The following is a 13,141-nucleotide window of genomic DNA, read 5'->3' on the forward strand; positions in this document are numbered from 1 at the left end:
TGTGACCGCGAAGCCGATATTCATGCTTATCTGCAGGACAAACTGGCGCATAACGAGCGCTTCGTGGTGCGCTCCAAGCACCCACGCAAGGACGTAGAGTCTGGGTTGTATCTGTACGACCATCTGAAGAACCAACCGGAGTTGGGTGGCTATCAGATCAGCATTCCGCAAAAGGGCGTGGTGGATAAACGCGGTAAACGTAAAAATCGACCAGCCCGCAAGGCGAGCTTGAGCCTGCGCAGTGGGCGCATCACGCTAAAACAGGGGAATATCACGCTCAACGCGGTGCTGGCCGAGGAGATTAACCCGCCCAAGGGTGAGACCCCGTTGAAATGGCTGTTGTTAACCAGTGAACCCGTCGAGTCACTAGCCCAAGCCTTGCGGGTCATCGACATATACACCCATCGCTGGCGGATCGAGGAGTTCCATAAGGCATGGAAAACCGGAGCTGGAGCCGAGAGGCAACGCATGGAGGAGCCGGATAATCTGGAGCGGATGGTCTCGATCCTCTCGTTTGTCGCGGTCAGGCTGTTACAGCTCAGAGAAAGCTTCACGCTGCCGCAAGCACTCAGGGCGCAAGGGCTGCTAAAGGAAGCGGAACACGTAGAAAGCCAGTCAGCTGAAACGGTGCTGACTCAGGATGAATGTCAGCTACTGGGCTATCTGGACAAGGGAAAACGCAAGCGCAAAGAGAAAGCAGGTAGCTTGCAGTGGGCTTACATGGCGATAGCCAGACTGGGCGGTTTTATGGACAGCAAGCGAACCGGAATTGCCAGCTGGGGCGCCCTCTGGGAAGGTTGGGAAGCCCTGCAAAGTAAACTGGATGGCTTTCTTGCCGCCAAGGATCTGATGGCGCAGGGGATCAAGATCTGATCAAGAGACAGTAGAAGAGGTGTCCTATGAGCAGTATCGGCGCCTCTGGCTCAACATCGATGCCATCTTCACCAGCTACCCCAATGCACTCAAGTGCAAATTGCAGTACGAAAGTTCTCCATTGGGGGCTGAATTGGAGCGGGATCCGGTCATAATGGCGACGTGGGCGCCACTTGAGCGCTTCTTTGAGCAAGGACGCCAACAGGGACTCTTCATCGATCTCCCCATTCTGGTGTTGCAAGCATTGAGTCTGGATTGCGTGGCCAACCTGGCACAGCAGCGCCGGGTTCACGATTTCGAATTGACGCAGGAACAGCTGGAGACGGTCATCCGGGCCAGCTGGAATGCCATTTTAAACCCTAATGTTTCCATCACAGGAGCCTGTTCATGAAAAAGTGGATGGCCATCATGTTGCTGATAGCACTCGCCCTGTTTGGCAGTGTCATCGGCTTCAATATGTTCAAGCAGAAGAAGATTGCAGAGTTCATGGCCAATCGGCCCGAGCCCGAGTTCCCGGTCACCGCCATGGTCACCAAGGCGCAGGACTGGGTCCCCACCATTGAAGCCATCGGCTTCATCGAGCCGAACCAGGGGGTCACCCTCTCCAGCGAGCTGTCAGGCACCATCGACAGCATCCGGTTCGAATCCGGGGCACATGTCAAAGCGGATCAACTGCTGCTGAGCCTGGACTCCAGTGTGGAAAAAGCCAATCTGAACTCCTCCCAGGCCAGGCTGCCGGCAGCCAGGGCCAAGTTCGAGCGCTACAAGAACCTCTATCAGAAGAACTCCATCTCCCGGGATCAGCTGGATGATGCCGAGGCAAGCTACCGCTCCCTGGAGGCGGACATCGACAGTCTGAAGGCCACCATCGCCCGTCGTGAGGTGCGAGCCCCCTTCAGCGGTGCCGTGGGCCTGCGCAACGTCTTCCTCGGCCAGTATCTGGAACCGGGTACCCAGATTGTGCGCCTGGAAGACACCAGCGTGATGCGCCTGCGCTTCACCGTGCCCCAGACCGACATCTCCAAAATCACCCTGGGACAGACCATCAAGATCAACGTGGATGCCTATCCCCAGACCCAGTTTGACGGCCAGATCACGGCCATCGAGCCCGCGGTCAACTATCAGAGCGGCCTGATCCAGGTGCAGGCAGACATTCCGAACAACGACGGCCAGCTCCGTTCCGGCATGTTCGCCCGCGCCAGCATCATACTGCCCACGGTGAAAGACCAGATCGTGATCCCGCAGTCCGCCATCTCCTTCACCCTCTATGGCGAGAACGTCTACGTCATTCACGAGGCTGACGGCGTGAAACGCGCCAAGCAGGTGGTGGTCAAGGCAGGTGAGCGTCGCGGCAACGATGTCCATGTGCTGTCCGGCATCAAGGCTGGCGATCAAATCGTGCTGTCGGGTCAGGTTCGCCTGAGCAACGATACCAAGGTGCACGTGGTCGAGAACGATGCCCTTGCCGTTCCGGCACAAACCCCGATGCTGTAAGCGCGGAGAGCTGCGATGCGATTTACTGACATATTCATAAAACGGCCTGTGCTGGCGATCTCGCTCAGCTTCCTGATAGCCCTGCTGGGCTTCCAGGCCATCTTCAAGATGCAGGTGCGTGAATACCCCGAGGTGATCAATACCGTCATCACGGTCAACACCAGCTACTATGGCGCCAGTGCGGATCTGATCCAGGGCTTCATCACCCAGCCTCTGGAGCAGGCGGTCGCCCAGGCCGACAACATCGACTTCATGACCTCCTCGAGCCAGCTGGGCAGTTCCACGGTGACGGCGTACATGAAGCTCAACACCGATCCGAACGCCGCGCTGTCCGACATCCTGGCCAAGGTCAACTCGGTGCGTTCCCAGTTGCCCAAAGAGGCGGAAGACCCTTCAGTCACCTCCTCCACCGGCTCCACCACGGCGGTGCTCTACATGGGCTTCACCAGCCCGGAGCTCAACTCCAGCCAGATCACCGACTACCTGGAGCGGGTCATCAAGCCCCAGCTGTTTACCGTGGGCGGGGTCTCCAAGGTGGATCTGTATGGCGGGGTCGAATTCGCCCTGCGGGTGTGGCTGGATCCGGCCAAGATGGCCGCCTTTGACCTGACCTCAAGCGACGTGATGACGGTGCTCAACAGCAACAACTATCAGTCCGCGACCGGCCAGGCCACCGGCTATTTCACCCTGTTCAACGGCAACGCCGAGACCCAGGTCGGCAACATCGAAGAGCTCAAGCGTCTGGTGGTCGCCACCCGCGACAGCAAGGTGATCCGTCTCTCCGACATCGCCAAGGTCTCCCTGGAGAAGAGCCACGACATCTATCGCGCCAGCGCCAACGGCCGCGAGGCCGTGGTTCTGGCCATCAACGCAGCCCCGACAGCCAACCCCATCAACATCGCCCACGATGTGCTGGAGCTGCTGCCGAGCCTGAAGCGCAACATGCCGAGCACCATGCAGGTGAACGTCCTGTATGACTCCACCATCGCCATCAACGAATCCATCCACGAGGTCATCAAGACCATACTGGAGGCGGCCGCCATCGTACTGGTGGTGATCACCCTGTTCCTCGGTTCGTTCCGGGCGGTCATCATCCCCATCATCACCATTCCCCTGAGCCTCATCGGCGTGGTGATGATGATGGACATGTTCGGCTTCTCCATAAACCTCATGACCCTGCTGGCGATGGTGCTGGCCATCGGTCTGGTGGTGGATGACGCCATCGTGGTGCTGGAGAACGTCGACCGTCACATCAAGGAAGGGGAAGAGCCGTTCCGGGCCGCCATCATAGGTACCCGGGAGATCGCCGTGCCCGTCATCGCCATGACGGTCACCCTGGCGGCGGTGTATGCGCCCATCGCCCTGATGGGGGGCATCACCGGCTCCCTGTTCAAGGAGTTCGCGCTGACCCTGGCGGGCGCCGTGTTCGTCTCGGGCATCATCGCCCTGACCCTGTCGCCCATGATGTGCGCCAAGATGCTCAGGGCCAACGAGGAGCCCGGCAAGTTCGAGCGTACCGTGCACGATTTGCTGGACCGGATGACGGCCCGCTACGACGCCATGCTCCATGCCGTGATGCAAAAGCGTATCGTGGTCATCCTGTTTGCCGTCATCGTGTTCGCCAGCCTGCCGCTGCTGTTCAAGTTCATTCCGAGCGAGCTGGCCCCGTCCGAGGACAAAGGCGTCATGGCGGTGCTGGGGACGGCCCCTTCCAACGCCAACCTGGACTACATCGAAAACACCATGGCGGACGTGAACAAAGTCCTGGACGACCAGCCGGAGATCGCTTACTCCCAGGTCTTCTCAGGGGTGTTCAACTCCAATCAGGCGTTCGGTATCGCCTCCATGGTGCCATGGAGCCAGCGTGAAGCGAGCCAGAAAGAGGTGCTGGATCGGGTCGCCGGTCTGGTGAAGGACATCCCCGGGATGGCCATCACCACCTTCCAGTTCCCGGAACTGCCGGGGGCCTCGAGCGGTCTGCCCATCCAGTTCGTCATCACCACCCCGAACAGCTTCGAGAGCCTGTTCCTGATCGCGGGTGAGATGCTGGCGGCAACCCAGGCCAACGGCCAGTTCGTCTATTCGGATCTCGATCTGAACTACGACTCGGCCACCATGAAGATCAGCATCGACAAGGACAAGGCGGGTGCCTACGGCATCACCATGCAGGACATCGGCATCACCATGGGCACCATGATGGCGGACGGTTACGTCAACCGTATCGACCTGGATGGCCGCTCCTACGAGGTGATCCCGCAGGTGGAGCGCAAGTTCCGTCTCAACCCCGAGTCCATCAAGGGGTACTACGTGCGTGCCGCCGACGGCAAGTCGATCCCGCTGGGCAGCCTGATCAAGATTGAAGTGAAGGGAGAGCCCCGTGCCCTGCCCCACTTCAACCAGCTGAACTCCGCCACCATCGGCGCCGTGCCGGCACCGGGCGTGGCCATGGGGGATGCGATCAACTGGTTTAAGGCGACCGCGGAAGAGAAGCTGCCCCAAGGCTATCGTTACGACTTCATGGGTGAAGCCCGCCAGTTCGTGACCGAAGGGAATGCGCTCTACGCCACCTTCGCCCTGGCCCTGGCCATCATCTTCCTGGTGCTGGCGATCCAGTTCGAATCCGTGCGTGACCCGCTGGTCATCATGGTGTCGGTGCCGCTGGCCATCAGTGGCGCGCTGATCGCCCTGGCGTGGGGCATGGCCACCATGAACATCTACTCCCAGGTCGGTCTCATCACCCTCGTCGGTCTGATTACCAAGCACGGTATTCTGATCTGCGAGGTGGCGAAGGAGGAGCAGTTGCTCCATGGTCTGAACCGGATGCAAGCCGTGATGCAGGCTGCCAAGGTCCGTCTGCGCCCCATCCTGATGACCACGGCGGCGATGATCGCAGGCCTTATCCCGCTGCTCTATGCCTCGGGTGCGGGGGCGGCACAGCGCTTCAGCATCGGCATCGTCATCGTGGCGGGTCTGGCCATCGGCACCCTGTTCACCCTGTTCGTGCTGCCGGTCATCTACACCTTCCTGGCATCCGAACACAAGCCGCTGCCGGAATTCGACGAATCCATCCCGGCAAAAGCCAAGGGTGGTCACTGATCCCAGCCCACACAAAAAAGGCCCCGAAAGGGGCCTTATTTTTATCCATTGGATGACACACGACATAAGTCCATGAAGCAGTTAAACTAAACCGCACTCAATCCAGACCGCAAGGACGCCATGTCAGGAATCTTCTCCAAGGCCGTCGGCCTTAACGGACTCTCTTATCGTCTGCTTTCCTACATTCTGATCTGCAGTACGGTGCTGGCACTGCTCATCACCGTGCTTCAGCTCGCCTGGGACTACAACAAGGATGTGACCGTCATCGAGGCCAGCATCGGCCAGATCGAGGCCTCCTTCCTGCAACCCATCTCGGCCAGTCTCTGGAATCTGGATGAAGAGCAGGTGAAGGTGCAGATCGAGGGCATCATGAACCTGCCCAACATGCAGTTCGTCATGGTCAAGGAGATGCTGGGCAATTCGGAAGTGCCCCTGCTCACCCAGGGGGTGGAGCAGCCCCAATACGACATCTCCCGCGAGTTCACCCTGAGCTATCAGGGGGAAGTGGTCGGCAAGCTGTTCGTCGCCGCCTCCCTGGAGCAGGTCTACCAGCGCCTCATCGAGAAATCCGTGCTGATCCTGGTCAGCCAGACCATCAAGACACTGGTCGTCTCGTTCTGCATCCTGGTCATCATCTACTATCTGGTGATCCGTCACATCAACCGCATCGTCAGCTATGCCCAGAAACTGAGCCTGGATCGCCTCGCGGTGGAGCTGACCCTGGAAGGTCGCCCCCTGCCCCGCAAGTCTCCTGACGAATTCGATACCCTGGCCGCCACCCTCAACCAGATGCGCACCCGGCTGAACGACGAGTTCACCGCCCGCCATCAGGCCGCCGATCAGCTCCAGCAGGAGCGGGACTTCTCCGCCACCCTGATCAACTCCGCCAACATGGTCATCTGCTGCATGGAGCCGGATCTCAACATCGCCAGCATCAACCCCGCGGCCATCCTGCTGACTGGCTATCACCACCAGGAGCTGTTGCAGCACAACTGGCTGGATCTCTTCGTCAGCAAGGAGCAGCGTGACGAGCTGGCCGCCACCCTGGCCGAGCAGGGCGCTCTGGAGGACAGGGAGATCACCATGCACGACCAGCAGGGCAACGAGCTGGTACTGCAGTGGACCTTCGCTCCCTTTTACGAGGGGCCCAACCTCAAGTACCTGATCGGCTTTGGTTATGACATCACCCCCCTCAAAAAGGTCGAGCGGGAGATCACCCTGTTCAACGAGCAGCTGGAAGGCAAGGTGGCGGAACGCACCCGCAGCCTGAGCGATGCCAACGACCAGCTGGGCAAGGCCTATGACGATCTCAAGCAGGCCCAGCAGACCCTGGTGGAGTCGGAGAAAATGGCCTCCCTCGGTTCCCTGGTTGCCGGCGTGGCCCACGAGATCAACACCCCCATCGGCATCAGCGTCACCGCCTCCTCCTACCTGCAGGAGCGGGTGGCCGACTTCAAGCAGCATATCGAGGCCAAGCAGCTCTCCCGCTCCTACCTCAACGAATTCACCCAGAATCTCGACGAGTCGATGCAACTGCTGCAAGGCAACCTGAGACGCGCTTCGGAGCTCATCGCCAGCTTCAAGCAGGTGGCAGTGGATCAGTCCTCCGAGGCCCGCTACAACTTCAGCCTCGCCGACAACCTGCATCAGGTGGTGGTATCCCTCGGCTACAAGCTCAAGAAGGCCCAGTGCGAGGTGGACATCCAGTGCGATCCCAAGCTGAGCATCTACTCCTTCCCGGGCAGCTTCACCCAGATCTATTCCAACCTGATCCTCAACTCCATCCATCACGGTTTCGATGGCTGGGACAGGCCCAGAAAGATCACCATCCAGGTGGCGCAGCAGGGAGACGAGCTGGTCATCGACTACAGTGACAACGGCCGCGGCATCCCCCCGGAGATACTGCCGCGCATCTTCGATCCCTTCGTCACCTCCAAGCGGGGCCAGGGTGGCAGCGGGCTCGGCACCCATATCATCTACAACCTGGTGGTCCAGCTGCTGCGCGGCCGCATCCACTGCGCCAGCGAACCGGGCCAGGGTGCCCAGTTCCACATTCGTCTGCCCATCCAGCAGAACTGAGCACCGGCTCTTGTGGGCCGGCCGCTTTGTCCCCATCATGCTGTGACTGCATTCTTAACGAGCGGAGAACCTCGCAATGGCACAGCATTTTGACTACATCGCCATCGGTGGCGGCAGCGGCGGCATCGCCTCGGCCAACCGGGCAGCCATGTACGGCAAGAAAGTCGCCCTGATCGAAGCCAAAGAGCTGGGTGGCACCTGCGTCAACGTCGGCTGCGTACCGAAGAAGGCCATGTGGTATGCAGGCCAGATCGCCGATGCACTGAAATATGGCGCCGACTACGGCTTCGACACCACGCTCAACCACTTCAGCTGGGCCAGACTGGTCGAATCCCGTCAGGCCTATATCGGGCGCATTCACCAGTCCTACCAGAACGTGCTGGGCAAGAACCAGATCACTGTCATCAAGGGCTTCGCCCGCTTCGTCGACAGCCATACCGTCGAGGTGAACGGTGAGCAGTACAGCGCAGATCACATCCTGATTGCCACCGGCGGCCGCCCCGAGGTCCCGACCATTCCGGGCGCCGAACTGGGTATCGACTCCGACGGTTTCTTCGACCTGCAAAGCCAGCCCAAACGGGTTGCCGTGGTGGGTGCCGGCTATATCGCCGTGGAGATCGCAGGCGTGATGCAGGCACTTGGCTCCGAGACCCATCTGGTGGTGCGCAAGCATGCGCCGCTGCGCAACTTCGACCCCATGATCCACGAGACCCTGGTGGAGATCATGACGCAGGAAGGGCCCAAGCTGCACACCCACGCCATTCCCAAGGCCGTCATCAAGAACGCCGACGACAGCCTGACCCTGCAACTGGAAGATGGTCGCCACCTCACCGTGGACTGCCTCATCTGGGCCATCGGTCGCGTGCCTGCCACCGACAACCTCAATCTGGCTGCCACCGGCATCACCCTGGACGAGAAGGGCTTCATCCCCACCGACAAGTTCCAGAACACCGCCGTCGCCAACCTCTATGCCGTCGGTGACAACACCGGCCGCATCCAGCTCACCCCGGTGGCTGTCGCGGCAGGCCGCCGCCTCTCGGAGCGGCTGTTCAACAACAAGCCGGGCGAGCACCTCAACTACGATCTGGTGCCGACCGTGGTGTTCAGCCACCCGCCCATCGGCACCATCGGCCTGACCGAGCCGGAAGCCGTTGCCGAATACGGTGAAGATCAGGTCAAGGTCTACCGCAGCCAGTTCACCGCCATGTATTCGGCGCTGACCCAGCATCGCCAGCCCACCCGGATGAAACTGGTCTGCGTCGGGCCGGAAGAGAAGGTGGTCGGCCTGCACGGCATCGGCTTCGCCATGGACGAAATCCTGCAAGGCTTCGGCGTCGCCATGAAGATGGGCGCCACCAAGGCGGACTTCGACAACTGTGTCGCCATCCATCCCACCAGCGCGGAAGAGTTTGTGACCATGCGCTAACCGCATATCAAAGTCACAGCAACTTGCTACCAAACCCGGCTCAGGCCGGGTTTTTTGTGCCTTGCCTGTCCACCAGCCAACAAAACCTGCCTTCTTTACGCCGATTTTACGCCAGCCAAATTGGGCTTTATGGCGCCTTTACGCCCGTTTTACATACCCTTTGAGCGTCAATGAGACCTATGGGATCGACACGGATATGCATCGATCCCTGACGCTAATTACCTCAACGGAGTCGTTATGAATTGGCTATATCTGCTGCTGGTCCTCGCCCTCGCGGGCTATCTGCTGCGCGCCCTCGCGCGCACTCATGAGTGAGGAACCGGATATGTGGCAAGAGATCATCTATCCCATCGCGTTCGTGCTGCTGGTGCTGCTGCCGGCGCCTCTGCTTGGCAACTACCTGTATCGGGTGTTTGAAGGCAAGAGTCGCTGGCTGGCCCCGCTTGAGCGCGCCACTCTGGCCTGCTGCGGCACGGACGGGCGCGAGCAGGACTGGAAGTCCTACGCCCTCAGCCTGCTGGCTTTCAACGGCGCCGGTTTCGGCCTGCTGTTCCTGATCCTGATGGCGCAGGGGCTGCTGCCCCTCAACCCGCAGCAACTGCCAGGGCTGAACTGGCAACTCGCCTTCAACACCGCGGTCAGCTTCATGACCAACACCAACTGGCAGGCCTACTCCGGCGAAGCCAGCCTCTCCTACTTCAGCCAGATGGTGGGGCTCACCACCCATAACTTCGTCTCCGCCGCCACCGGCGCCGCCGTCGCCATCGCCCTGTTTCGCGGCATCGCCCGCCAGCAGACCACCCACCTTGGCAACTTCTGGCAGGATCTGGTGCGTTTCTGTCTCTACGTGCTGATGCCGATGGCGCTGATCCTGGCGCTGCTGCTGGTCTGGCAGGGGGTGCCCCAGAGCCTGTCTGCCTACCTGCCGTTCCACGCCCTGGAAGGGCAGGAACAGCTGCTGCCGCTCGGCCCGGCCGCCTCCCAGATCGCCATCAAGCAGCTCGGCTCCAACGGCGGCGGCTTCTTCGGCATCAACTCGGCCCATCCGTTCGAGAACCCGACCGCCCTCTCCAACTGGCTGGAAATGGTCGCCCTGCTGACCCTGGCAGCCGCCATGGTCTGCACCCTGGGTCGTTACGTGAAGGATCTGGCCCACAGCCGCGCCATCCTCATCGCCATGACCATCATGCTGGTGCTGGGGCTCTGCCTCGCCATCGGCCAGGAGCTGAAACCGGATCCCGCCCTCGCCCACCTCACCAGCGAAGCCGGCAACTGGGAAGGCAAGGAGAGTCGCTTCGGCCCCGTGCTGTCCAGCATCTGGGAAGTGGCCACCACCGCCGCCTCCAACGGCTCAGTCAACGCCATGCACGACAGCTTCACCCCCCTCGGCGGCATGGTCGGCATGATCAACATGCTGCTGGGTGAAGTGGTGTTCGGCGGCGTCGGTGCCGGCATCTACGGCATGATGCTGTTCGTGCTGCTGACCGTGTTCCTGTGCGGCCTGATGGTGGGGCGCACCCCCACCTATCTGGGCAAACGGCTCGGCATCACCGAGATGAAGTGGGTGGTCGCCAGCATGCTGGTGATGCCGGTCGGGGTATTGGTGATCGGCGGCATTACCCTGCTGATGCCGAACTCCGCCACCGTCATCGGTCACGATGGCCCCCATGGCCTGTCACGACTGATCTATGCCTACGCTTCGGCCGCCGGCAACAACGGCTCCGCCTTCGCCGGCTTTGCCGCCGCCGACAGCTGGCAGTGCATCGCCATCGGGCTGGCCATGCTGCTCGGCCGCTTCGGCTACATCATTCCGGTGCTGGCCATCGCCGGCCAGCTGGCCCGTGCCCCGCGTCAGGAGCGAAGCGAGGGGGACTTCCCCGTCAGCGGCCCGCTCTTCATCACTCTGCTGATCGTCACCGTGCTGCTGATGGGGGGTCTCTCCTTCCTGCCGGTGCTGGCGCTGGGCCCGGTGGCGGAACACCTGAGCCTGCTGGGAGGAGCCTTCTGATGCTGCACCTCCGACTGATCTGCGTGACCAACTATTCGATGCAGGGAGCTTTCCAATGAGCAAATCCGCTTCAATGAGCACCGACACCATTCAGGTGAAGGGCAAGAAACAGAAATCACAGATCCTGCAGGCCATGGTGGAAGCCCTCTATCGCTTCAATCCCAGGGCGCTGTTTGGCAGCCCCATCCTGTTCACTCTCTGGCTGGCGGCCGTGATGGCGACCCTGGAGTCGCTGCTGGGGCAACCGCTCTCCGGCGTCGCTCCTTCTCTGGCCTGGCAGCTGACCGCCTGGCTCTGGCTCACCCTCTGGTTTGCCAACTTCGCCGAGACCCTGGCCGAGGGGCGCGGCAAGGCGCGGGCCGACAGTCTGAAGGCCGGCATGAGCCAGCTCAAGGCTCGTCGGGTCACCAGCCCGCAGGATGACAAGGGCGAGTGGGTGCCGGCCACCAGCCTGCTCAAGGGCGATCTGGTGCTGGTGCGCAGCGGCGAAATGATCCCCGCCGACGGCGAAGTGGTCGCCGGCATCGCCTCGGTCAACGAGGCGGCCATCACCGGCGAATCCGCCCCCGTCATCCGCGAGTCGGGCACCGACCGCAGCGGCGTGACCGGCAACACCACCGTCGTCTCCGACCAGATCTGGGTGCACATCAGCAACAACCCGGGCGAAAGCACGCTGGATCGCATGATTGCCCTGGTGGAAGGAGCCAAGCGGCAGAAGACCCCCAACGAGATGGCGCTGGACGCCCTGCTGGTGGGGCTGACCCTGATCTTCCTGCTGGTAGTGGCCACCCTGCCCTGGTTCCTCGACTACAACGGTACCCAGGTGCCCCGGCTCTATCTGCTGGCGCTGTTCATCACCCTGATCCCGACCACCATCGGCGGTCTGCTCTCCGCCATCGGCATCGCCGGCATGGACCGGCTGGTGAAGCTCAACGTGATCGCCAAGTCGGGCCGGGCGGTGGAAGCCGCCGGCGACGTGCGCACCCTGCTGCTGGACAAGACCGGCACCATCACTTTCGGCAACCGGATGGCGGACGAGCTGATCCCGGCCCCCGGCGTGGACCCCTCCCTGCTGGCCCAGGCCGCCATGCTGGCCTCGCTCGGTGACAATACCCCGGAGGGCAAATCCATCCTGACCCTGGCGGGCAAGAGCCACACCAAGCCGAGCCAGCTGGAGAGCGACATCCTCATCCCCTTCAGCGCCGAGACCCGGCTGAGCGGGCTGGATCGCAACGGCCATCACTATCGCAAGGGGGCGGTAGACGCGGTGCTGCGCTACCTCTCGCTCGATCGCAAGGCGGTGCCCGAGCTCATCCTCAAATCGGTGGACAACATCGCCCGCCAGGGCGGTACCCCGCTGCTGGTCTGCACACACGAGAAGCTGCTGGGGGTAGTGTTCCTCAAGGACATCATCAAGCCAGGCATCAAGGCACGCTTCCAGATCCTGCGCCACATGGGGATCCGCACCGTGATGATCACCGGTGACAACCCGCTGACCGCCGCCGCCATCGCCGCCGAGGCTGGGGTGGACGACTTCATCGCCGAGGCGACGCCGGAGAAGAAGCTGGCCTACATCCGTCAGGAGCAGGCCGACGGCCGGCTGGTCGCCATGTGCGGGGACGGCGCCAACGACGCACCAGCGCTGGCCCAGGCCGACGTGGGCCTGGCCATGAACGAGGGGACCCAGGCCGCCAAGGAGGCTGGCAACCTGGTGGATCTCGACTCCAACCCCACCAAGCTGCTGGACGTGGTGCTGGTGGGCAAGCAGCTGCTGGTGACCCGCGGCGCCCTGACCACCTTCTCCATCGCCAACGACGTGGCCAAGTACTTTGCCATCCTGCCGGCCCTGTTTATCGCCGCCTATCCGCAGCTGGGGGTGCTGAACCTGATGCAGCTGGGCAGCCCCGAGAGCGCCATCCTGTCGGCCATCATCTTCAACGCTCTGATCATCGTCGCGCTGGTGCCGCTGGCCCTGCGCGGGGTCAGCCTGCAGGGCTCGGCCGCCAGCCTGCTGCGCCGCAACCTGCTGATCTACGGCGTCGGCGGCCTGATAGTGCCTTTCATAGGCATCAAGTTGATCGACCTGGTCATCACCGGCCTGGGGCTGGTGTAACGGCACACCGGATGCGGGACAGACCCGCATCCACCCAACGCATTTGGAGCAA

The 13,141-nt window shown here is 61.7% G+C and carries 7 protein-coding genes and 1 pseudogene; all 8 read left to right on the plus strand.

What is annotated here, in order from left to right; all coding sequences use genetic code 11:
* A pseudogene (locus tag PG892_RS06370) lies at positions 1 to 873 on the plus strand (IS4-like element IS50R family transposase); the annotation flags it as partial.
* A 19-nt stretch (positions 874 to 892) separates the two neighbouring features.
* Positions 893 to 1,264: a hypothetical protein gene (locus PG892_RS06375; protein ID WP_270825241.1), complete on the plus strand. Its 372-nt coding sequence runs from the start codon at positions 893 to 895 to the stop codon at positions 1,262 to 1,264.
* The gene (locus PG892_RS06380) at positions 1,261 to 2,367 is read left to right on the plus strand and encodes an efflux RND transporter periplasmic adaptor subunit (protein ID WP_039040661.1); all 1,107 of its coding nucleotides are present in this window, start codon (positions 1,261 to 1,263) and stop codon (positions 2,365 to 2,367) included. The genes PG892_RS06375 and PG892_RS06380 overlap by 4 nt, the downstream gene beginning before the upstream one ends.
* A gap of 15 nt (positions 2,368 to 2,382) precedes the next feature.
* Positions 2,383 to 5,463, plus strand: a complete 3,081-nt coding sequence (locus PG892_RS06385) for a multidrug efflux RND transporter permease subunit (RefSeq protein WP_039040660.1) — start codon at positions 2,383 to 2,385, stop codon at positions 5,461 to 5,463.
* A 120-nt stretch (positions 5,464 to 5,583) separates the two neighbouring features.
* Positions 5,584 to 7,542, plus strand: coding sequence for an ATP-binding protein (locus tag PG892_RS06390; protein WP_113978752.1), 1,959 nt, complete (start codon positions 5,584 to 5,586; stop codon positions 7,540 to 7,542).
* Between the two features lie 76 nt (positions 7,543 to 7,618).
* Positions 7,619 to 8,968, plus strand: a complete 1,350-nt coding sequence (gorA, locus tag PG892_RS06395) for a glutathione-disulfide reductase (RefSeq protein ID WP_128313070.1) — start codon at positions 7,619 to 7,621, stop codon at positions 8,966 to 8,968.
* A 325-nt stretch (positions 8,969 to 9,293) separates the two neighbouring features.
* Complete coding sequence (gene kdpA, locus PG892_RS06400) at positions 9,294 to 10,976, plus strand: potassium-transporting ATPase subunit KdpA (protein ID WP_264787091.1); 1,683 nt, start codon at positions 9,294 to 9,296, stop codon at positions 10,974 to 10,976.
* Positions 10,977 to 11,031: 55 nt separating this feature from the next.
* Positions 11,032 to 13,089, plus strand: coding sequence for a potassium-transporting ATPase subunit KdpB (gene kdpB, locus PG892_RS06405; RefSeq protein WP_043164304.1), 2,058 nt, complete (start codon positions 11,032 to 11,034; stop codon positions 13,087 to 13,089).
* Positions 13,090 to 13,141: the final 52 nt, after the last annotated feature.

This window comes from Aeromonas sp. QDB68, assembly GCF_027707405.1.
Classification (GTDB): Bacteria; Pseudomonadota; Gammaproteobacteria; order Enterobacterales; family Aeromonadaceae; genus Aeromonas; species Aeromonas caviae.